Origin of the sequence: Thiobacillus sp., assembly GCA_024235835.1 — a bacterium.
Taxonomy (GTDB): domain Bacteria; phylum Pseudomonadota; class Gammaproteobacteria; order Burkholderiales; family Thiobacillaceae; genus PFJX01.
This window is the reverse complement of sequence record JACKLQ010000001.1, coordinates 632,873-654,824: the sequence shown is the minus strand read 5'-3', so window position 1 is coordinate 654,824 and position 21,952 is coordinate 632,873. Positions and strand designations below refer to the sequence as shown.

Here is a 21,952-nt window from a genome sequence, read left to right as displayed (position 1 = left end):
ATGTCCAAGACCATCGTGCGCCGACCCACTCGCCGGGTCATGGTAGGCCATGTGCCTGTTGGGGGCGGTGCCCCCGTGGTGGTCCAGTCCATGACCAATACCGACACGGCGGACGTGGCGGCCACCGTGGCCCAGACCTACGAGCTGTGGCAGGCCGGTTCCGAACTGGTACGCATAACCGTCAACACCGAGGAGGCAGCCCGTGCGGTGCCGGCCATCCGCGACAAGCTGGAGGCCATGGGCTGCAACGTGCCGCTGGTGGGAGATTTCCACTTCAACGGCCACCGCCTGATCAAGGCCGTCCCGGAGTGCGCCCAGGCCCTGGCCAAGCTGCGCATCAACCCGGGCAACGTGGGCAGAGGGGCCAGGAAGGACGAGCAGTTCGCCACCCTGGTGGAGGCCGCGGTCCGTTACGGCAAGGCGGTGCGCATAGGCGTCAACTGGGGCAGCCTGGACCAGGAACTCCTGGCCCGCATGATGGACGAGAATACGAAAAGGCAGTCGCCCCTGGATACGGGGGAAGTCATGCGCCACGCCCTCATCGCCTCTGCCCTGGACTCCGCCAGGCGGGCCGAGGAACTGGGGCTGGGTGCGGATCGCATCATCCTGTCCTGCAAGCTCTCCGGCGTGCAGGACCTGATCAGCGTCTACCAGGACCTGGCCAGCCGCAGCGACTACGCCCTGCACCTGGGCCTTACCGAGGCGGGCATGGGATCCAAGGGCATCGTCGCATCCACGGCGGCCCTGTCAGTGCTGTTGCGGGAGGGCATCGGTGACACCATCCGGGTGTCACTGACGCCCAAGCCCGGAGAGCCTCGTACGACCGAGGTCCAGGTGGCCCAGGAGATCCTGCAGACAATGGGCATACGCTCCTTCACTCCCCTGGTGACGGCGTGTCCCGGTTGCGGTCGCACCACCTCCACCTTCTTCCAGGAACTGGCCCAGAAGATACAGAACTGGCTGCGCAACCAGATGCCCGCCTGGCGGGGACAATATCCGGGCGTGGAGAACATGAGCGTAGCGGTGATGGGCTGCGTGGTGAATGGCCCGGGGGAAAGCAAGCATGCCAACGTGGGCATTTCACTGCCCGGCACCAATGAGACGCCCGTGGCCCCCGTCTACGTGGACGGCGAGAAGACCGTGACCCTCAAGGGCGACCGCATCGCCGAGGAGTTCCAGGCCATCGTCGAAGAATACGTCCAGCGCACCTACGGCACGAAGAAGAACTGAAGCACCTGACCAAGAACCATAACCATGAGCAACCAAATGCGCGCCGTGCGCGGCATGAACGACATCCTGCCCGCCGATTCCATCTTGTGGCGTCACTTCGAGACCATTGTCGAGGACTGGTTGGACCAGTATGGCTACACGGAGATGCGCACCCCCATCCTGGAGCATACGGGCCTGTTCAAGCGGGCCATCGGCGAGGTGACCGACATCGTCGAGAAAGAGATGTATACCTTCGTCGACGAACTGAACGGCGAATCACTGACCCTGCGCCCGGAAGGTACCGCTTCCGCCGTGCGGGCGGCCATCGAGCACAACCTGCTGTTCGATGGCGGCAAGAGGCTTTGGTATCGGGGCCCCATGTTCCGCCACGAGCGTCCCCAGAAGGGTCGCTACCGCCAGTTCCACCAGGTGGGAGTGGAGGCCCTGGGCTTTGCCGGTCCGGACCTGGACATCGAGCACCTGCTCATGACCGCGCGGCTGTGGAAGCTCCTGGGCCTGGGCGAATTCATTCGCCTGGAGATCAACTCCCTGGGTGGCGCCGAGTCCCGGGCCAGGCATCGGGAAAAGCTCGTCGCCTATTTCCAGGCCCACGAGCCGGAACTGGACGAGGACGCCAGGCGCCGCCTGCACAGCAATCCCCTGCGCATCCTGGACACCAAGAATCCCGCCATGCAGTCCCTGGTGGAGGCCGCGCCTCAACTCATGGATGAACTGGACGAGGTGGCCCTGGCCCATTTCGAGGCGGTGAAGCGTGGCCTGGACGACGCGGGCATTCCCTATCGCGTGAACCTTCGCCTTGTGCGCGGTCTGGATTACTACAACTCCACCGTGTTCGAATGGGTCACCGATAAATTGGGAGCTCAGGGCACGGTGTGCGCCGGAGGACGTTATGATGGCCTGGTAGCCCAGCTGGGAGGTAAGCCTGCGCCTGCCTGCGGCTACGCCATGGGCGTGGAACGCCTGCTGGTGATGATGCGGGAGGCCGATCTGGTGCCCGAGGCCATCGGTCCTGATGCCTACGTGGTGAACGTGGGCGAGGCTGCCGCTCGCTTTGCCCTGGTGGCCGCGGAGGCTTTTCGGGACGCGGGCCTAAGGGTCGTCACCCATGGCGGTGGTGGCAGCTTCAAATCTCAGATGAAGAAGGCCGATGCCAGCGGGGCCCGCCATGCCGTCGTCATCGGGGACGACGAAGCTGCGGCCGGCGAGGTGGCGGTGAAACCATTGCGCGCCGAGGGCGAGCAGCGCCGGGTCCCCCTGGGCCTGGCAGCGGATATTCTGAAAGGGTTCTGATATGGCATACGATCTTGAAGAACAGGAACAGCTTGACGAAGCGAGGGCCTGGTGGAAACAGCATGGCAACAAGGTCATCTGGGGCGTGACGGTCTTCCTGGCGGCGGCGGGGGGTTGGCGTGCCTGGGAAACCTGGAATCGCAACCAGGCCGCCGAGGCCTCCATGCTGTTCGACCGGGTGGTCCAGTCGGCCGGCATGAACGATGCCAAGAGCGCCAAGGATGCAGCCGCCCAGATCATGGAAAACCATGGCCGCAGCGCCTACGCCACGCCCGCCGCCTGGCTGGCGGGCAGTGTCAACTACGAAGCGGGCGACCTGAAGAGTGCCCGCGCCCAGTATGAATATGCCCTGGAGCATGCCCGGGACGAGGGCACGGCACAGCTGGCCCGCCTGCGCCTGGCCGCACTGAAGTTCGAGGAAAAGGATGCGGCGGGTGCCATGGCGCTGCTCAACGAAACTTACGATCCGAGCTTCGCCGGCCTGGCGGCCCAACTCAAGGGCGACGTGCTGGTGAGCCTGGGCAAGCAGGAGGAAGCCAGGGCGGCATACAAGGAAGCCGTGGAGAAACTCGGTGACAAGAGCTCCCTCAAGCCCCTGGTGGAAATGCGTCTGGATGCCTTGGGAGGTTGATGTGAAAGCCGGTGCCGCGTTTGCTGTCCTTGTCCTGGCCCTTGCCCTGGGGGGATGTTCATCGGTGACCTCAACGGTCGGTGGCTGGTTTGGCTCAGGCAAGGCGGCGGTCAAGCCCGCCGAGCTGGTGGAATTCAAGGCCAGCGCCAGTCTCGGCAGGGTCTGGGACGCCAGCGTGGGCACGGCGGGGGTCTACGCGTTTTCTCCTGCAACGGACGGCGAGGCGGTTTATGCCGCGGGACGTGATGGCCGCATCGTCAAGCTGGACCTGGCCAGTGGCCGGGAAGTCTGGCGCGCCGAGGCGGGCCAGGTTCTTTCCGGCGGCGTGGGCGTGGGGGAGGGCCTTGTGCTGGTAGGCACGCCCAAGGGCGAACTGCTGGCCTTCCGGGCCAAGGATGGTACCCGGGCCTGGTCCGCCAGGCTGTCGGGCGAGATCCTGGTGCCCCCCGTGGCGGCTCATGGGCTAGTGGCTGCCCGGGCCAATGACGGCCATGTCTCGCTATTGGACTCGGCAGACGGCAGGCTGCGCTGGAGTGCGGGGCGTAGCCTGCCCGCCCTGACGTTGCGGGAACAGGGCCATTTGCTGCTGACGCCCGATGCGCTCTTCGCCGGCCATGCTGGCGGACGCATCTCCGCCCTGTCCCTCAAGAATGGGGCGCCCCTGTGGGAATCCAACGTGGCCCTGCCCCGGGGCGCCAGCGAACTGGAGCGGATCGCCGACGTGGTGGGGCCCCTGTCCATGGATGATAAACGGGTCTGTGCCGCCGCCTTCCAGGGTCGCGTGGCCTGCTTTGACGCCGTGCGGGGCAACGCTCTTTGGGCCCGGGAGGTCTCCGCTCTCAGGGGTGTGGACATGGACGATCGCATGGTCTACGTGGCGGATGAGCACGGTGCCCTGCTGGCCTATGACAAGACCCGGGGCACCAATCCCTGGAAACAGGACAAGTTGCGGGACCGCCGGCTCTCCACCCCCGTCGCCGTGGCAGAACGTTATGTGGCCACCGGGGACTTCCAGGGCTATGTCCATCTGGTTAGCACGGACGACGGCGCCTTTGCCGCCCGGGCTGCCACCGATGGCAGCGCCATTCAGGGCGTCATCATCCCCCTCAGGTCCGGCTTGGTGGTGCAGACGGCAAATGGCGGCGTGTATGCGCTCAAGATCCAGTAAAGAGGGTAAGGGGCGGGTGAACGGTAGAGGGTTTGATGTCAGTGTTTGTAGCCCTTCACCCGTAACCCTCCCCCCTTCAATGCCATGAAACCCACCGTAGTCCTGGTCGGCCGACCCAACGTCGGCAAGTCCACCCTGTTCAACCGCCTCACCAAGACCCGGGACGCGCTGGTTCATGACCTGCCTGGCTTGACCCGGGACCGCCACTACGGCCATGGTCGGGTGGGCAGCAAACCCTATCTGGTGGTGGACACAGGGGGCTTCGAGCCGGTTGCCGACACGGGCATCATGGCGGAAATGGCCAAACAGACCCTCCAGGCGGTGGACGAGGGGGACGTGATCATCTTCCTGGTGGATGGCCGCGCCGGCATCACGCCCCAGGACAAGATCATCTCCGAGCGCCTGCGCCGCACGGGCAGGCCCGTATTCGTGGCGGTGAACAAGGCGGAAGGCATGAATCGGGGCGTGGTGTGCGCGGAGTTCCACGAATTGGGGCTGGGGGAGCCGGTGGCCATCTCGGGTGCACACGGCGAAGGCGTACGTGAGCTGGTGGAACTGGCCCTGGAGTACTTTGATGATGCCGCGGAGGAAGAGGGGGCCGACGACCATCCCAAGATCGCCATCGTGGGTCGCCCCAATGTGGGCAAGTCCACCCTGGTGAACACCCTGGTGGGCGCGGAAAGGGTCATCGCCTTTGACCAGCCAGGTACCACCCGGGATTCCATCTACGTGGATTTCGAGAAGAACGGTCGCCCCTACACCCTGATCGATACCGCCGGGGTGCGCCGCAAGGGCAAGGTATTCGAAGCCGTGGAGAAGTTCTCGGTGGTGAAGACCCTGCAGGCCATCGAGGACGCCAACGTGGTGGTGCTGGTGCTGGATGCCCACCAGCAGATCAGCGACCAGGATGCCCACCTGGCCGGGTTCATCCTGGAAGCCGGCCGGGCCCTGGTGGTGGCCATCAACAAATGGGATGGCATGGACAATTATCAGCGCGATCAGCTCAAGCATGAATTGAACCGGCGCATGGAGTTTCTCTCCTTTGCCCGCTTCCACTTCATTTCCGCGCTACACGGCCAAGGCGTGGGCGGGATTCTGAAATCCGTGGACGAGGCCTATGCCGCCGCCTTCGTGAAGTTGTCCACCCCCAGGCTGAGCAAGATTCTCCATGAGGCGGTGGCCCAGCATCAGCCTTCCAAGTCGGGACTGTTCCGGCCGAAGCCGAAGTATGCCCATCAGGGTGGCAGCAACCCCCCGGTGATCGTGGTGCACGGCAACCATCTGGAAGGCATCACCAACGACTACAAGCGTTACCTGGAGAATACCTTCCGCAAGGCCTTCGACCTGGCTGGCACGCCCCTTCGGGTGGATTTCAAGGCCAACATCAACCCCTTTCAGGACCGCAAGCCTAAGGCCCTCACCCAGCGGGAGGCCAACAAGGTCCGCCGCGAACGGCGCCACCGCAAGAAAGCATTCGGCTGAAAACACCACCGTGCTATAGCTGGCGCATCGTGTGGGCAATATTCCTGCCCACGTGGCAACGGTCTAGAACCTAGGCACTGGTTTCAACCTGGTCCTGTGCGGCCTGCTCCCTCAGCCGCACCAGATAGATCGAGCCCTCGGGGGGTACCTGGTAGATGAGTACATCCTTGGTGTCGAAGAATTTGGCGACACGTGTGCCGTCATCCATTTCGAAGCGTATGCGTCCCAGAGACGCCGGCTCATCCTCCGGTCTGGACTGGTTGCTAGCATTGTCCTCGGGTTTTCTGCTGGAGTTTGCCTGTTTTTGGGCTTCGGTTTCAGGCTGCACTTGAGCGGCCAGGCGCTGGGAAAATACCTCTCCCGACTGCCGTGGGGGTTCCGTGGCAGTACGGGAACCCGTCAGTGGAGTCGTGGTCTGGCTAATGGTGTTGATGGCTTGAATTTCCATCAATGCGCTCTATGTGCTGTGTTTCAATCATAGAACAAGAATAAACCTCTTCCTCCCCCAGCGAAATCATTGCCTTGGTAAGCGTTTGCGCGTACAAGTTTTTTCCCGGGCAAGGGCTAACCTCGGCAAAAAGGTAATAAAATCCCTGCCCTATAACTAATGACCCGATAAGGAAATTACATGAGCAAAGGGCTGCAACTACAAGACCCGTTCCTCAACGCCTTGCGCCAGGAACAAGTACAGGTTTCTGTCTACCTGGTTAATGGCATCAAGTTGCAGGGCCACATTGAAAGCTTTGACCAGTACGTGGTGCTGCTCAAGAACGCGGTGACCCAGATGGTGTACAAGCACGCCATCTCAACAGTGGTGCCTGCCCGTCCGGTTTCCATCCAGCGCGCTGGCGAGGACGCCTGACCTAGTGCTGCTTCATGTTTGAGCGGCCCGATGCCGGGCTGGCGGTCGTCTTGGCCGCCATCGATTTCGGCGATCCGGATTACGCGGAAAATCTCAACGAACTGAAACTGCTGGCCACCAGTGCCGGCCTGGACGTGGTGGGTTTGGTGGAGGGCAAGCGAGCCAAGCCCGATGCCGCCCTGTTCGTGGGCAGCGGCAAGGCGGACGAGATTGGCTCTGCGGTGCGCATGGCGGGGGCAAACCTGGTTATCTTCAACCACGAGCTATCCCCCGTGCAGGAGCGTAACCTGGAGCGCCATCTGCAATGCCGGGTGCTGGACCGCACCGCCCTTATCCTGCACATCTTCTCCCAGCGGGCACGAAGCAACGAGGGCAAGCTCCAGGTTGAACTGGCCCAGCTGCGACATTACGCCACTCGTCTGGTGCGGGGATGGACCCACCTGGAACGCCAGAAAGGCGGTATCGGCATGCGTGGCGGTCCAGGCGAGACTCAGCTTGAACTGGACCGGCGCATCATCGCCCAGCGCATCAAGACCATCGAGGCCAAGCTGGAAAAGCACGGCCGCAGCCGGGCGGTGCAGCGCCGGGGTCGTCAGCGAGGCGGTGTCTTCTCTGTTTCCCTGGTGGGCTATACCAATGCGGGCAAGTCTACCTTGTTCAATACCCTGACCCACGCTGGCGCCTATGCCGCCGACCAGCTGTTCGCCACCCTGGACACCACCTCCCGTCGCCTTTGGGTGCCCCAGGCGGGGAGGGAGGTAGTGATTTCCGATACGGTGGGCTTCATCACCCGGCTGCCACACACCCTGGTGGCGGCTTTCCATGCCACCCTGGAGGAGACGGCCCATGCGGACCTGCTGCTGCACGTGGTGGATTCCGCCAGCCCCAACCGCACCCGCCAGATGGAAGAGGTGGATAAGGTGCTGCGGGAGATCGGTGCGGAACATGTTCCCCAGATCCGGGTCATGAACAAGGTCGACCTCACGGGTACGGAGCCCCAATTGGCCAGGGATGAGTATGGTAAGATCGCCGCCGTTTGGCTCTCCGCAAGGACTGGCGCGGGTATTGAGCTCTTGCGGGACGCGTTGGGCGAAGTGGCCAACGACCTCTCGAACGATCGCGCCAGCATCCTCCGGTCACCGTCTAAAAATGATGCGGAAATCAATGAATCTGATTAAAGATTTTTTGCGCGTGCCCTTTTGGGTCGTGCAGCGATATTTCTTGTGGCCTCTTGCCGCGATGCGGCGGGGGGCTCCCATTGCCATGGCCTGGAACGACCCCCAGTGGGGCAAGGACAAGCAGGATGGCCCTCCAGACCTGGACGAACTCTGGCGCAACTTCAACCGCCGCCTGAACGGCCTTTTCGGCCGCAAGGGTTCCGGCGGGGGCTCATCCTCGGGCGGCGGCAAGGATTTCCATTTGCCCGGTGGCGCAGCCCTGCTGGTGGTGCTGGCCCTGCTGCTCTGGCTGGCTTCCGGCTTCTACATCGTCGACGCCGGCGAGCGGGGCGTGGTGCTGCGCTTTGGCAAATACCTGGAAAGCACCCAGCCAGGCCCCCGCTGGCACCTGCCCTTTCCCCTGGAAACCGTTGAAGTGGTGAACATCGAGCAGGTGCGCACGGTGGAGGTGGGCTACCACAACAACGTGAAGGCCAAGGTGCAATCCGAGGCGCTCATGCTGACGGACGACGAGAACATCATCGACCTCCAGTTCTCCATCCAGTACACCCTGAAGGATCCGGAGGACTATCTGTTCTCCAACCGTCACCCGGACGATGCGGTCAAACAGGTGGCGGAGACCGCCATGCGGGAGATCGTCGGCAAGAGCAAGATGGACTATGTGCTTTATGAAGGCCGCGCCGACATCGCTGCCCGGGCCACCAAACTGATGCAGGATTTGCTGGATCGTTACAAGACTGGCATCAATATCAGCAAGGTGAACATGCAGCAGGCCCAGCCGCCGGAACAGGTGCAGGCAGCCTTCGACGATGCGGTCAAGGCTGGCCAGGACCGGGAGCGCCTGAAGAACGAAGGCCAGGCCTACGCCAACGACGTGATTCCAAAGGCCCGGGGCGTGGCCGCACGCCTGATGGAAGAGGCCAACGGCCACAAGGCCCGGGTGGTTGCCCAGGCCGAGGGTGATGCCTCTCGCTTCAAGCAGATCCTGGCGGAGTACAACAAGGCACCCCAGGTGACCCGGGAGCGCCTCTACCAGGACGCCATGCAGCAGGTGCTGTCCAGCACCACCAAGGTGCTGGTGGATGACAAGCAGGGCGGCAACCTCATCTACCTGCCCCTGGATAAGCTCATGCAGTTGACCTCAAGTGGCCAGGTCAATGCGGACAGCCAGCCAGCCATTCAACCGCAAACCACGCCCAATACCACCACTCCCCAGGACAGTCTTTTCCGCTCCCGTGATGCCTTCCGCAGCCGCGACCGGGAGGCACGGCCATGATGAAAAATCCCGTCAATCTGATCGTCGCCCTGGTGGCAGCGCTGTTGCTGCTGTCACTCTCGATTTACACCGTGGACCAGCGTCAGGCGGCCATGGTGTTCCAGCTGGGCGAAGTCGTGCAGGTGCACAAGTCGCCGGGCCTCTACTTCAAACTGCCCTTCGTGCAGAACGTGCGCTATTTCGATACCCGCATCCTGACCCTGGACGCGGCGGAGCCGGAGCGCTTCATCACTTCCGAGAAGAAGAACGTGCTGGTGGACTACTACATCAAGTGGCGCGTTTTCGACGTGGAGAAGTACTACGTCAGCTTCGCCGGTGACGAGGTTCGGGCCGAGAACCGCCTGTTCCAGACCGTCAACGACGGCATGCGGGCCGAATTTGGCCAGCGCACCGTGCATGACGTGGTGTCCGGCGAACGGGACAACGTCATGGACCTGTTGCGTGGCAAGGCGGACCAGGATGCCCGTCGCTTCGGCGTCCAGGTCATGGACGTGCGCATCAAGAGGGTGGACCTGCCCGCTGAGGTGAGCGAATCTGTCTACCGGCGCATGGATGCTGAACGCAAGCGGGTGGCCAACGAACTGCGCTCCACCGGATCCGCCGAGGCGGAGAAGATTCGAGCCGACGCCGATCGTCAGCGGGAGATCATCATCGCCGAGGCCTACCGCGATGCCCAGCGCATCAAGGGCGAGGGCGACGGCAGGGCCTCCGCCATCTACGGCGCGGCTTACGGCATGAATCCCGAGTTCTATGCCTTCTACCGCAGCATGGATTCCTACCGCCAGAGCTTTGCCGGCAAGAACGACGTAATGGTGCTGCAGCCCAACTCCGAGTTCTTCCGTTACATGAAATCTCCCCGGGGCGGCAAGTAAGCCTTTGTCGGACATGGAACTGGCGAATGGATTCGACGCGTGAGTCTGGGCGACATCTTCCTGCCGGCCTTGGCCCTCATGCTGGTCATGGAGGGTGTGCTGCCCTTCATCGCGCCAGCAGCCTGGCGTGAGGCCTTTCTGCGCATGACCCAGTTCAATGATGGCCAGTTGCGATTCATGGGACTGACTTCCATGCTGGCCGGGCTGCTGATCCTCTGGTTGACACGTCCTTAACTAATTCCCCCGTTCAATGACTCCAGCCTGGCTTCTGCCCGAATATATCGAGGACATCCTGCCACCCTACGCCCGCTCTGCGGAGGCCTTGCGCAGGCGTTTCCTCGACCTGTTCGACAGCTATGGCTACGACCTCATCGCTCCGCCCCTGGTGGAGTATCTGGATTCCCTCCTCACGGGCGCCGCCCGGGACCTGGACCTGAAGACCTTCAAGGTGGTGGATGGCCTTTCCGGCCGCATGCTGGGCGTGCGGGCCGACATGACCCCCCAGGCCGCCCGCATCGACGCCCACCTGCTCAATCGCCAGGGGGTTGCCCGCCTTTGCTACGCCGGCCCTGTGCTACGTACCAAGCCCGCCGGCATGCTGGCCAGCCGGGAACCCATCCAGGTGGGCGCGGAACTGTTCGGTCATGCCGGCATCGAGGCGGACCTGGAAATCCAGTCCCTGCTCCTGGCCGCCTTGCGGGTGGCGGGCGTGCCGGACATGCGCCTCAGCCTGGGCCACGCTGGCCTTTTTCACGCCATGGTGGCCGGTTCGGGCCTGGAGGCGGACAAGGCGAGCCAATTGTTCGCCGCCCTGCGCCAGAAGGATGCGCCCGAGGTGGCCGCCCTCACCGCCGGCCTGGATAGGGCCTGGCGCGAGGGCTTCGGCGCCCTCACGGAACTCTATGGCGGCCGGGAGGCCCTGGACCGGGCTAAGACCCTTCTGCCCAAGCTGCCAGCCATCCACATGGCCCTGGATGACCTTTCCCGCCTGCTGGCGGCTGGGGAGGGTGCCCAGGTGAGCGTGGACCTGTCCGACCTGCGGGGTGACGGCTATCACAACGGTGTTGTCATGGCCGCCTATGCCGGCGGCCAGGCCCGGGCAGTGGCCCTGGGTGGCCGTTATGACGGCGCCGGCAGCGTGTTCGGCCGCAGCCGTCCCGCCACGGGGTTTTCCCTGGACCTGCGCCAGATCCTGGACTGCCTCGCCGAGCCCGCGGCCCGGGGCGGCATCCTCGCCCCCCACGATGCGGACGACGGCCTGCAGGCCCGCATTGACCAGTTGCGCCAGGCCGGCGAGCGGGTGGTCGTGGAACTGCCTGGCCAGGCAGGTCATCGCGCTGAAACCGGCTGTGACCGTATCTTGAACAAAACCGCCGATGGCTGGACCATCCAGCCTCTGAACTCCTAACCCATCTCCGGATCGACCAAGGGAAGCAAAATGAGCAAGAACGTTGTGGTGATCGGCACCCAGTGGGGTGACGAAGGCAAGGGCAAGATCGTCGACTGGCTTACCGATCGCGCCCAGGGTGTGGTGCGTTTCCAGGGCGGCCACAACGCTGGCCACACCCTGGTGATCGGCGGCAAGAAGACCGTGTTGCACCTGATCCCCTCCGGCATCCTGCGGGAAGGTGTGCGCTGCTACATCGGCAACGGCGTGGTCTGCTCTCCCGAGGCCCTCATGGAAGAAGTGGAGATGCTGGAGAAGGGGGGGATCGATGTGGCCAGCCGCCTCACCATTTCCGAGGCCTGCCCCCTGATCCTGCCCCACCACGTGGCCCTGGACCACGCCCGGGAAGCCGCCAAGGGCGCCGGCAAGATCGGCACCACCGGCCGAGGCATCGGCCCCGCCTACGAGGACAAGATCGCCCGCCGCGCAATCCGCATGCAGGACCTGCTGCACCGGGAGCGCTTCGCCGCCAAGCTGGGCGAGGTGCTGGACTACCACAACTACGTGCTCAAGCACTACTTCAAGTGGGAGACCGTGGACTTCCACCAGACCCTGGACCAGGCCATGGAACTGGCCGAGAAGATCAAGCCCATGATCGGCGACGTGCCCCGCAACCTCTACGAAGCCAACAAGCGGGGCGAGAACCTGCTGTTCGAAGGCGCCCAGGGCACCCTGCTGGACATCGACCACGGCACCTATCCCTTCGTCACCTCCTCCAACTGCACCGCCGGCGGCGCCTCCACCGGCTCCGGCATGGGCCCCTCCGCCATGCACTACATCCTGGGCATCACCAAGGCCTATACCACCCGCGTCGGCTCCGGGCCCTTCCCCACGGAACTGTTCGACGACAACGGCAAGTGGCTGGCCGAGAAGGGCCACGAGTTCGGTGCCACCACTGGTCGGCCCCGCCGCTGCGGCTGGTTCGACGCCGCCGCCCTCAAGCGGGCCATCCAGATCAACGGCCTCACCGGCATGTGCGTCACCAAGCTGGACGTGCTGGACGGCATGGACACCATCCGCATCGCCACCGGCTACAAGCTGGGAGGCGAAGTCTGCGACATCCTCCCCGTGGGCTCCGAAATGCTGGCCGATTGCGAGCCGGTGTACGAGGACCACCCGGGCTGGAAGGAAAGTACCGTGGGCGTAAAAACCTTTGAAGAACTGCCCGCCAACGCCCAGAAATACCTGATGCGCATGGAAGAACTCTGCGGCGTGCCCGCCGACATCATCTCCACCGGCCCGGACCGGGAAGAGACCATCGTGCGCCGGCATCCCTTCGAGTAAACGGCACCCGGCGGAGGCGTCAGGACAGTTCCCAGGCCCAGCCCATGCGAACCGTCGTGCGCCTCCTGCTTCTTCTTCTCGCCGCATTCCTTTCCGCCTGCTCAGGTCCTTCCAACAGCCCCTATCCGGGGGGCCTGGCGGGCCAGTCCGTCCTCTTCTCCGCCTTTTCCGAACGGCCCAAGCATCTGGATCCGGCCCGCTCCTATAGCGAGAACGAGTATGTCTTCATCGGCAACATCTACGAGCCCGCCCTCCAGTACCATTTTCTCAAGCGGCCCTACGAACTGGAGCCCCTGACCCTGGAGGCCATGCCCCGGGTGCGGCACCTGGATGCCCAGGGCAGGGAAGTGGCGGCGGACAATCCGGCCCTGGCCTTTACGGAATATGAGCTGCGCCTGAAGCCGGGCATCCGCTACCAGCCCCACCCGGCCTTTGCCAGGAAGCCGGACGGCACGCCTCGCTACATCCCCATGGATCCGGTGGAACTGGAGGCCATCGACCGATTCGACCAGTTCCTGGAAACCGATACCCGGGAACTGCAGGCCGCCGACTACGTGTTCCAGATACGGCGTCTGGCCGACCCCCGGGTGCAATCCCCGCTGCTGGGCCTCATGGCGGAATACATCGTTGGCTTGAAGGAGTTTTCCCTGGCCATCGCCGCCGAGGCGAAGCAGGTGCCCAGGGACGGCTTCATCGACCTGGACCGCTTCGAACTGCCCGGGGCCCAGGTGGTGGACAAGTACACCTGGCGCATCCGCATCCGCGGCAAGTATCCCCAGTTCCAGTACTGGCTGGCCATGCCTTTCTTCGCGCCGGTGCCCAAGGAGGCGGAACGCTTCTATCGCCAGCCGGGCATGGCGGAGAAGAATTTCACCCTGGACTGGCAACCGGTTGGCACCGGGGCCTATTACCTGGCAGAGAACGATCCCAACCGGGTCATGCGCTTGGCGCGCAATCCTCATTACCACGACGATTTCTTCCCGGCGGGCCACCAGGACGCGGGCCGACGCCTGCCCATGGTGGACCAGGTGGTTTATTCCCTGGAAAAGGAGGACGTGCCCTACTGGAACAAGTTCCTCCAGGGCTATTACGACGCCTCCGGGGTCAGTTCCGACAGCTTCGACCAGGCCATACGCATCGGTGCCGACGGCACCCCGGACCTGACGCCGGACATGCGTGAACGGGGCATCCAGCTCACCACCACCGTGAGGGCGTCCAACTGGTACCTGGGCTTCAACATGATGGATGCCACGGTGGGGGGGGTGGCCGAGAGGAACAGGAAACTGCGCCAGGCCATATCCATCGCCCTGGACTATGAAGAGTTCATTTCCATCTTCCTCAACGGCAGGGGCGTGCCGGGCCAGGGGCCCTTGCCCCCCGGCATCTACGGCCAGCGGGATGGCGAGGAGGGTATCAATCCCGTGGTGTACACCTGGGATGGCAGGCAGCCGCGGCGCCGTCCCCTGGCCGAGGCCCAGGCACTGCTGGCCCAGGCGGGCTATCCCGGTGGCCGGGAGGCGGCCACGGGGCAGCCTCTGACCCTGTATTTCGACACCATGGCCAGCGGCCCCGAGGCCAAGTCACGCCTGGACTGGTACCGCAAGCAGTTCGCCAGGCTGGGCATCCAGCTGGTGGTGCGCTCCACGGACTACAACCGCTTCCAGGACAAGATGCTCAAGGGCAACGCCCAGCTATTCGAATGGGGCTGGAACGCGGACTACCCGGACCCAGAGAACTTCTTCTTCCTGCTCTATGGCCCCAACAAGAAGGTGGGCAGCAACGGCGAGAATGCGGCCAACTACGAGAATTCGGCCTTCGACCGGCTGTTCGAGCGCATGAAGGAAATGGAGAATGGGCCAGAGCGCCAGGTCGTCATCGACCAGATGGTGAGGATCACGCGGGAGGACGCCCCCTGGGTGTTCGCCTTCTACCCCAAGAGCTTTGGCCTGCGCCATGGCTGGGTGGCCAACGCGGAACCCAACCTCATGGCCCATAACCAGCTCAAATACCGGCGCGTGGACGGGGCCGCCCGGGCTGCCTACCAGGCGGCGTGGAACAGGCCGGTATGGTGGCCCCTGGCATTGACAGTGGCCCTGCTCGCAGCCGTGATCTGGCCTGCTGTGGCGGCCTACCGCAAACGCCTGAAGGCGACGGCATGCTGAACTACCTGATCCGCCGACTTCTCTACGCCGTGCCCATCCTGCTTGGGGTGAATCTGCTCACCTTTGCCTTGTTCTTCATGGTGAACACTCCGGACGACATGGCCCGCATCCACCTGGGTGCCAAGCGGGTGACGCCTGAAGCCATCTCAGCCTGGAAGGCGGAACATGGCTATGACCGCCCCCTGTTCCTGAACCGCCAGGCCCAGGGGGCTGGGCAGGTGACGGACACCCTGTTCGTGGACAAGTCCCTGAAGCTGTTTGCCTTCGATTTCGGCATGGCGGACGATGGCCGCGACATAGGCCGGGAGATCGGCAACCGCATGTGGCCTTCCCTGGCCATCGCCCTGCCCACCTTCCTCGTGGGGGTGTTGTGCTATGTCAGCTTTGCCCTGCTGCTGGCCTTTTTCCGGGGCACGGCCCTGGACACGGGAGGCGTGATCCTGTGCGTGGCCCTAATGTCCATTTCCGGCCTGTTCTACGTCATCGGCGGACAGTACCTCATGGGCAAGCTGTGGCACTGGTTCCCCATCTCCGGCTGGCAGCCCGGCATCGATGCCTGGAAATTCCTGTTCATGCCTGTGGTGGTGGGGCTGGTAGCCGGCATCGGCGACTCCACACGTTTCTACCGTGCCCTGTTCCTGGAGGAGATGGGCAAGGATTACGTGCGTACTGCCCGGGCCAAGGGCCTGTCCGACCTGCGGGTGCTGTTCCGCCACGTGCTGTCCAACGCCATGATCCCCATCCTCACCGGAGTGGTGGTGGTGATCCCCCGCCTGTTCCTGGGCAGCCTGATCATCGAGTCCTTCTTCGGCATTCCCGGCCTGGGCAGCTACACCATCGACGCCATCCAGGCCCAGGACTTTGCCATCGTCCGCTCCATGGTGTTCCTGGGCTCCGTGCTGTACATCGTCGGGCTGGTGCTCACGGATATCTCCTACACGCTGGTGGATCCCAGGGTGAGGTTGGAATGAATAACTTCCGGGAGTGGGGAATGGGGGGTGGGCTGCGGGAAAACCACGCCCCACCCTGCCTACTCACTTCTCCCCACTTCCTACTCCCCCCATGAAACCCGTCATCCTCTGGTCCGACGCCCTTCTGCTCCTTCTCCTGGCGGGGGTGGCGGCCATGGCCTGGAGCATGCGCCACCAGGACTGGTTCCGTGATCCCTGGCGCCAGGTGATGAAGTCACGCCTGGGTGCGGGCAGTGCCCTGGTGCTGTCGCTGTTCCTGGCGGTGGGCCTGCTGGACTCCCTGCACTACCAGGAGCGGTTGCCGGACGAACCCGGGGCGGCGAACCCCACGGCGCAATATTCCGGCGAAGTCCTCTCCGTGCTGGACTGGTTGCTCTCCGACCTGCGCACCCGCACCGAGAAGACCTATTCCGCCCCCCTGGCCACCCATCTCTACGTCAAGGAAAGCGTGAAGGGCCCGGACGGGCAGGAGGTGAGGGACTATCCACCCCTGCAATATCCGGGCACCCACCTGCTGGGCACGGACAAGGTGGGCCAGGACGTGCTCTACCTGTCCCTCAAGAGCATCCGCACGGGCCTGCTCATAGGCACCCTCACCACTCTGATCATGCTGCCCTTCGCCATCGGCCTGGGCATTGCCGCCGGCTACTTCGGCGGCCGGGTGGACGACGTGATCCAGTACCTCTACACCACCCTCAACTCCATCCCCGGCGTGCTTCTCATCGCCGCCGCCGTGCTGGTGGTGCAGGCCCAGATCGAAGCCCGGCCGGAACTCTTCGACACCGCCGCCGCCCGGGCCGACGTCCGCCTGCTGGCCCTGTGCGCCATTCTGGGGCTCACGGGCTGGACGGGCCTGGCCCGTCTGTTGCGGGGAGAGGCCCTGAAATTGCGGGAACTGGAATTCGTCCAGGCCGCCCAGGCCTTCGGCGTGCGCCGGGGCCGCATCCTGGCCCGCCACCTGCTGCCCAACGTCATGCACCTGGTGATCATCACCGCCGTCATCGACTTCTCCGGTCTGGTGCTGGCGGAAGCGGTGCTGTCCTACGTGGGTGTGGGCGTGGACCCGGCCACGAACAGCTTCGGCAACATGATCAACGGTGCCCGCCTGGAGCTTGCCCGGGAACCGGTGGTCTGGTGGCAGTTGGCCGCCGCCTTCGTGTTCATGTTCGTACTGGTGCTGGCCGCCAACCTGTTCGCCGACGCGGTGCGCACGGCCCTGGACCCCAAGTCGGAGCGCAAGGCATGAGCGAAGCCCGCACCGGCCTGAGCGTTGAAAACCTGCGGGTGGAGATCGCCGCCGGTGGCCGCCGGCTTGTGCCCGTGGACGGAGTCAGCTTCGGGGTGGGGGTCAACGAGTGCGTGGCCCTGCTGGGTGAGTCCGGCTGCGGCAAGTCCATGACCGCTCTGGGCCTCATGCGCCTGCTGCCCGAGGCGGCGAGGGTGACGGCGGGCCAGGTGGCCCTGGGAGGAGAAGAACTCCTGGGCCTGCCGGAAACCGGCATGCGCGAAGTCAGGGGCGGGCGCCTGGCCATGATCTTCCAGGAGCCCCAGACCTCCCTGAACCCGGTGATGACCGTGGCGGAACAGATGCAGGAAGCCCTGGCCGCCCATCGCCGCCTGTCTGGACCGGCGGCCCTGGCCGAGGCGGCGGTATTGCTGGAGGCCGTGGGCCTGGAGGCCGGCAAGCTGGAGTCCTACCCCTTCCAGCTTTCCGGTGGCCAGCGGCAACGCGCCCTCATCGCCATGATGCTTGCGGGAGAGCCTGAGGTGCTCATCGCCGACGAGCCCACCACCGCCCTGGACGTCTCTGTCCAGGCCCAGATCCTCAAGCTGCTGAAGCAGCTGCAGCAGGAACGGGGCATGGGGCTGTTGCTCATCACCCACGACCTGGACGTGGCGTCCGACATGGCGGACCGGGTGGCTGTCATGTACGCCGGCCAGATCGTTGAATGGGCGTCACGGGACCAGCTGTACAAGGCGCCGCGGCACCCCTACACACAGAAGCTGTTCGCCGTGCTGCCCCGCCTGGACCGGCGAGGCCAGCGACTGGACAGCCTGCCGGGGCGGGTGCCCAGCCCGGACGCGGAATTGCCGGGCTGCCGCTTCGCGGACCGCTGCCCCCAGGTGTTCCCACGTTGCGGCACGGAGGTCCCCGGCTGGCATGAGGTAGAGCCGGGACACTTTTCCCGCTGCCATCTGGCCGAAGAGGGCCTGGCCCGCAGCGAGGCCAAGGCACGTTTGCCCGAGCCGCCCGGGGGACTCCCGCGGGATTTGTCCCTGGACAAGGTTCCTGTCCTGGAGATAGCCGATCTTGCGGTGCACTTCCCCCTTCGCAGGGGCCTGCTTCGCCGTACCGTGGACCACTTCCGGGCCGTGGACGGGGTCAGCCTATCAATAGCTGCCGGGGAGACCCTGGCCCTGGTGGGTGAGTCGGGTTGTGGCAAGACCACTCTGGCCAGGGCCGTGCTGCGGCTGACGGAGCCCACCTCCGGCGAGGTGAGGCTGACGGGCGAAAATCTGGGGGACATGAAGGGCGAAGTCCTGCGGCGCAAGCGACGGGACATGCAGATCGTGTTCCAGGATCCCTTCTCCAGCCTCAACCCGCGCATGAAGGTGGGGGCCATTCTGGAGGAGGGCATGGCCGCCCTGATGCCGGAACTGGGCGCCAGGGCCCGGGCGGAGCGAGTGGCCTCCCTGCTGGAGCGGGTGGGACTGCCCCTGGAAGCCACGGGGCGCTATCCCCACGAGTTCTCGGGGGGGCAGCGCCAGCGCATCGCCATCGCCCGGGCCCTGGCGGTGGAACCCAAGCTGCTGATCCTGGACGAGCCCACCAGCGCCCTGGACGTGTCGGTCCAGGCCCAGATCCTCAACCTGCTGGCTGATATCCAGGCCCGGAGCGGCCTGGCCTACCTGTTCATCACCCACAACCTCTCGGTGGTGGGCTATCTGGCTCACAGGGTGGCGGTCATGCGCCAGGGGCGGATACTGGAACAGGGGGAGACCGAAGCGATGTTGACGCAGCCGTCCTCGTACTACACCCGGCAGTTGCTGGATGCGGTGCCGGGCAGGGGGCGGATGGGCTAAGCAGTCCTCCGCTCCGGGTCAACTGGGCCTAGGCGAAGCTTAGGCAAGGGCCTGGGCGCCCGGCCGGCCTGTTATCCCGCCGCGCTGGCGGGGATGTCCAGTTCCATGCCTGGGCTGATCCGCTCGTCCAGGTCATTCAGGCGCTGGATGTCCGCCACTTCCACGTCGTACAGGCGGGCCAGCTTGCCCAGGGTCTCCCCCTTGCGCACGGTGTGCTTGCGCAGGGCGATGGGCTGCTTGCCGGCCTTGGCGGACACCCGCGCCTTGGGGGGCGTTTTCGAGATGGCCACCTTGGGGACCACCAGTTCCTGGGTCTTGGTCAGCTTGCCCCGGGCGGGCTTGATGGGGTTGTGCTCCTTCAGCCACTCCACGGTCACGTTGAATTTCTGGGCGATGCGGGCGACGCTTTCCCCCTTGAGGGCGGCATAGGGCTGCAGGGTGCCCTTGTCCAGGCCCTGGCGATGCAGGTTGAACTGGAAGGTTTCCACCCTGTCCGCCGGCAGCAACAACACGCCCCGGGTATCGGTGTGGATGACCCGGCGCTGGAAGCCGGGGTTCAGGGCGGCGAACTCGTCCACGCTCATTTCCGCTAGCCTGGCGGCCGTGCGGGCCTCTATGGGCCGCTTGAGGTTCACGGGCATGAAATAGGGCTCGTTGGCCATGGGGTCCAGTTGGATACCGTAGTTGACCGGGTCCAGGACGATGTTGCGAACGGCCACCAGCTTGGGCACGTAGTGGCGGGTTTCCGTGGGCAGCCGCAGGCTGGCGAAATTCTTGCCGCCGCTTCGGGTCATGGCGCGCTGCACGCAGCCTTCGCCGCAGTTGTAGGCGGCCAGGGCCAGTTCCCAGTCGCCAAACATGCCGTGGAGTTTCTCCAGGTAGTCCAGGGCCGCCTGAGTGGCTTCCACCACGTCGCGGCGCCCGTCATACCAGCCGTTCTGGCGCAGCCCGAATACCTTGCCGGTGGAGGGGATGAACTGCCAGATGCCTGACGCCTTCTGGGGGGACTGGGCCATGGGGTTGAAGGCCGATTCGATCATGGGCAGCAGGGCGATCTCCATGGGCATGCCGCGCTTCTGCACCTCATCGACGATGTGATACAGGTAAGGTCTGCTGCGTTCAGCGGCCCGCTCCAGATGACCCGGATGGTTGGCGAACCACTGCTCGTGGGTACGTATCAGCCCGGGGCTGGATTCAGGCAGCTGGAAGCCGGCCCGGATGCGATCCCAAAGATCCTGGACGTTGCCCTGACCGGGTATCGGAGCGCCCGCCATGGCGTAGCTGATCTTGAGGGCGGGAGTGTGAACTTCCTCGGCCCGGAGGGGCTGGCTGGCCCAGGTCAGTGCCAGGCTCAGCAGGCTTGCGGTCAGCCAATGCTTCATGGGCGGTTGGGTGCGTGATCGCAAAATATTGAAAACAATGAAATTTTACCGCGCCCCCCCTGGAGCGACCAAGGACTTTAACCACTTTTGGCAAATATGATTTCGTGAAATACGAAGATTCAGTAGCTGTCCTTCCAGCGGCGCAGGCTGGCAAACGCCTCTATGTCGGTGTTTGCGGGCAGTCCGGTGTGGTGCGAAATTGCAACACGTACGCCTGGCAGGTGGCAACGCAGGAAGGGATTGGTGGCCAGTTCCTGGGCGATGGAAACGGGCAGGGTGGGTTGTCCTGACCTTCGCATTTGCCGGGCTTGGCCATAGCGGGCTTCCAGGGCGGCGTTGTCCTCTTCAACTTCCCTGGCGAAGCCGATGTTGGGCAGTGTGTACTCGTGGGCGCAGTGCACCAGGGTGTCCGGCGGCAACCGGGCCAGGCGTTGCAGGGAGGCATGCATTTGCGCCGCGGTCCCTTCGAACAGCCGGCCGCAACCGCAGGAAAACAGGGTATCGCCGCAGAAAAGGTGGCCATGGCCAACGTAGCAGACATGCCCCCGGGTGTGCCCAGGGGTTTCCAGGACGCTTAAGGACAGTCCAAGCCGGTGGATGTCCACCACGCTTCCCTCGCTCACCGGATGGGTCACCCCGACGATGTCTTCCTTGCCCGGGCCGTACACGGGCATGGACCAGCGCCCAGCCAGGGCGGGCAGGGCCCCCGTGTGGTCATTATGGTGATGGGTGACCAGCACGGCCACAGGTGTCGCCCCCTGGGATTCAAGCCAAGATAGAATCGCCTCCGGTTCGCCCGGGTCCACCAACACGGCCAGGTGATCCGACCCCACGTGGTCGTGGATCACCCATACATAGTTGTCACGAAAGGCCGGCACGGGCGTAATTTGCATCGTTGACTCATCTTTGCTTGGGCGATATTCCATTCTATGCAGGCCTGGTTCGAAAGTGATGTGGGTCGCTATGTCCTGGCTAGGGAAATGGCCTGGTTCGACAGCGTCAGCGCCGACCTGTTCGGCTTCAACGCCATGCAGCTGGGCCATGCCGGCGAGGATTACCTGCGGGCCAACCGCATGCCCTACCGGTTCTGCGCCGGCCCGCGGCAGGGGGCGCTGGTTTGCCATCCGGAACAGTTGCCCCTCGCCAGCCAGAGCCTGGACCTGGTGGCCTTGCCCCACCAGCTTGAGTTTTCCCCCCATCCCCACGAACTGCTGCGGGAAGTGGAGCGTGTCCTGCGCCCGGAGGGGCGGGTGCTCATCGCCGGGTTCAACCCCTTCAGCCTGTGGGGTCTGCGGCGGGTGTTGAGCGGCCAGGATGCGGAGTGGCCCTGGAACGGGCGATTCATCCATCTGGCCAGACTGAAGGACTGGCTGGCCCTGCTGGGCTTCGACATCGTTGGCGGGCGCATGGCCTGCTATGCGCCTCCCATGGACCGGGCCACCTGGATTGACAGGTTCGCCTTTCTCGAAGCGGCCGGAGATCGATGGTGGGCCCTGGGCGGGGGGGTGTACCTGCTCCATGGCGTGAAGCGGGTGCGCGGCATGCGCCTGATCGAACCCAAGTGGGATGGCAAGTGGCTGGCCCGGCCAGCATGGGCAGCCACTCCCCGCAACACTGCACAATGAAGGCAGCC

20 protein-coding genes are annotated in these 21,952 nt (G+C 64.5%); 17 read left to right on the top strand and 3 right to left on the bottom strand.

The genetic code is table 11. The features are described from left to right. From ispG to der, 5 genes are all read left to right on the top strand, one after another. Entirely contained in the window at positions 1-1,230 is a 1,230-nt protein-coding gene (gene ispG / locus H6935_03215; GenBank protein MCP5277353.1) for a flavodoxin-dependent (E)-4-hydroxy-3-methylbut-2-enyl-diphosphate synthase, read from the top strand. Positions 1,231-1,254: 24 nt separating this feature from the next. Next, a complete protein-coding gene (hisS, locus tag H6935_03210) occupies positions 1,255-2,520 on the top strand; it encodes a histidine--tRNA ligase (GenBank protein ID MCP5277352.1) in 1,266 nt (421 codons plus the stop codon). A 1-nt stretch (position 2,521) separates the two neighbouring features. Further along, positions 2,522-3,151 (top strand): tetratricopeptide repeat protein, encoded by a 630-nt coding sequence (locus H6935_03205; protein MCP5277351.1) that lies wholly within the window; start codon positions 2,522-2,524, stop codon positions 3,149-3,151. Next, positions 3,135-4,319, top strand: a complete 1,185-nt coding sequence (bamB, locus tag H6935_03200; GenBank protein MCP5277350.1) for an outer membrane protein assembly factor BamB — start codon at positions 3,135-3,137, stop codon at positions 4,317-4,319. The genes H6935_03205 and bamB overlap by 17 nt, the downstream gene beginning before the upstream one ends. A gap of 84 nt (positions 4,320-4,403) precedes the next feature. Further along, entirely contained in the window at positions 4,404-5,801 is a 1,398-nt protein-coding gene (der, locus tag H6935_03195; protein ID MCP5277349.1) for a ribosome biogenesis GTPase Der, read from the top strand. A 70-nt stretch (positions 5,802-5,871) separates the two neighbouring features. Here the strand turns inward: der and H6935_03190 are convergent, their stop codons facing one another. Next, positions 5,872-6,249 (bottom strand): hypothetical protein, encoded by a 378-nt coding sequence (locus H6935_03190; protein MCP5277348.1) that lies wholly within the window; start codon positions 6,247-6,249, stop codon positions 5,872-5,874. A gap of 180 nt (positions 6,250-6,429) precedes the next feature. On the opposite strand from H6935_03190, the gene hfq reads away from it, so the two are divergent. From hfq to H6935_03135, 11 genes are all read left to right on the top strand, one after another. Then, on the top strand, positions 6,430-6,663 hold the full coding sequence (gene hfq, locus H6935_03185) for an RNA chaperone Hfq (GenBank protein ID MCP5277347.1): 234 nt from the start codon (positions 6,430-6,432) through the stop codon (positions 6,661-6,663). A 14-nt stretch (positions 6,664-6,677) separates the two neighbouring features. Next, complete coding sequence (gene hflX / locus H6935_03180; protein MCP5277346.1) at positions 6,678-7,841, top strand: GTPase HflX; 1,164 nt, start codon at positions 6,678-6,680, stop codon at positions 7,839-7,841. An 85-nt stretch (positions 7,842-7,926) separates the two neighbouring features. Further along, on the top strand, positions 7,927-9,117 hold the full coding sequence (gene hflK / locus H6935_03175) for an FtsH protease activity modulator HflK (protein ID MCP5277345.1): 1,191 nt from the start codon (positions 7,927-7,929) through the stop codon (positions 9,115-9,117). Further along, positions 9,117-9,989 carry a protease modulator HflC gene (gene hflC, locus H6935_03170; protein ID MCP5277344.1) on the top strand — a complete coding sequence of 291 codons (873 nt, stop codon included), beginning with the start codon at positions 9,117-9,119 and terminating at the stop codon, positions 9,987-9,989. The genes hflK and hflC overlap by 1 nt, the downstream gene beginning before the upstream one ends. A gap of 45 nt (positions 9,990-10,034) precedes the next feature. Then, positions 10,035-10,223 (top strand): DUF2065 domain-containing protein, encoded by a 189-nt coding sequence (locus tag H6935_03165; GenBank protein ID MCP5277343.1) that lies wholly within the window; start codon positions 10,035-10,037, stop codon positions 10,221-10,223. 16 nt (positions 10,224-10,239) lie between these two features. Further along, the gene (locus H6935_03160) at positions 10,240-11,397 is read left to right on the top strand and encodes an ATP phosphoribosyltransferase regulatory subunit (GenBank protein MCP5277342.1); all 1,158 of its coding nucleotides are present in this window, start codon (positions 10,240-10,242) and stop codon (positions 11,395-11,397) included. A gap of 30 nt (positions 11,398-11,427) precedes the next feature. Continuing rightward, positions 11,428-12,720, top strand: coding sequence for an adenylosuccinate synthase (locus H6935_03155; protein MCP5277341.1), 1,293 nt, complete (start codon positions 11,428-11,430; stop codon positions 12,718-12,720). Between the two features lie 44 nt (positions 12,721-12,764). Continuing rightward, positions 12,765-14,882, top strand: a complete 2,118-nt coding sequence (locus H6935_03150; GenBank protein MCP5277340.1) for an ABC transporter substrate-binding protein — start codon at positions 12,765-12,767, stop codon at positions 14,880-14,882. Beyond that, entirely contained in the window at positions 14,876-15,853 is a 978-nt protein-coding gene (locus H6935_03145) for an ABC transporter permease (GenBank protein ID MCP5277339.1), read from the top strand. Before H6935_03150 ends, H6935_03145 begins: the two co-directional genes overlap by 7 nt. 91 nt (positions 15,854-15,944) lie before the next feature. Next, on the top strand, positions 15,945-17,099 hold the full coding sequence (locus tag H6935_03140) for an ABC transporter permease (protein MCP5277338.1): 1,155 nt from the start codon (positions 15,945-15,947) through the stop codon (positions 17,097-17,099). Next, a complete protein-coding gene (locus H6935_03135) occupies positions 17,096-18,937 on the top strand; it encodes an ABC transporter ATP-binding protein (protein ID MCP5277337.1) in 1,842 nt (613 codons plus the stop codon). Before H6935_03140 ends, H6935_03135 begins: the two co-directional genes overlap by 4 nt. A gap of 71 nt (positions 18,938-19,008) precedes the next feature. Here the strand turns inward: H6935_03135 and H6935_03130 are convergent, their stop codons facing one another. Together H6935_03130 and gloB are read right to left on the bottom strand one after the other, a co-directional pair. Continuing rightward, complete coding sequence (locus tag H6935_03130) at positions 19,009-20,319, bottom strand: transglycosylase SLT domain-containing protein (GenBank protein MCP5277336.1); 1,311 nt, start codon at positions 20,317-20,319, stop codon at positions 19,009-19,011. 119 nt (positions 20,320-20,438) lie between these two features. After that, positions 20,439-21,212, bottom strand: a complete 774-nt coding sequence (gene gloB / locus H6935_03125) for a hydroxyacylglutathione hydrolase (GenBank protein ID MCP5277335.1) — start codon at positions 21,210-21,212, stop codon at positions 20,439-20,441. Between the two features lie 36 nt (positions 21,213-21,248). Between gloB and H6935_03120 the strand changes: the two genes are divergently transcribed. Continuing rightward, the gene (locus H6935_03120) at positions 21,249-21,944 is read left to right on the top strand and encodes a methyltransferase domain-containing protein (GenBank protein MCP5277334.1); all 696 of its coding nucleotides are present in this window, start codon (positions 21,249-21,251) and stop codon (positions 21,942-21,944) included. Positions 21,945-21,952 lie beyond the last annotated feature (8 nt).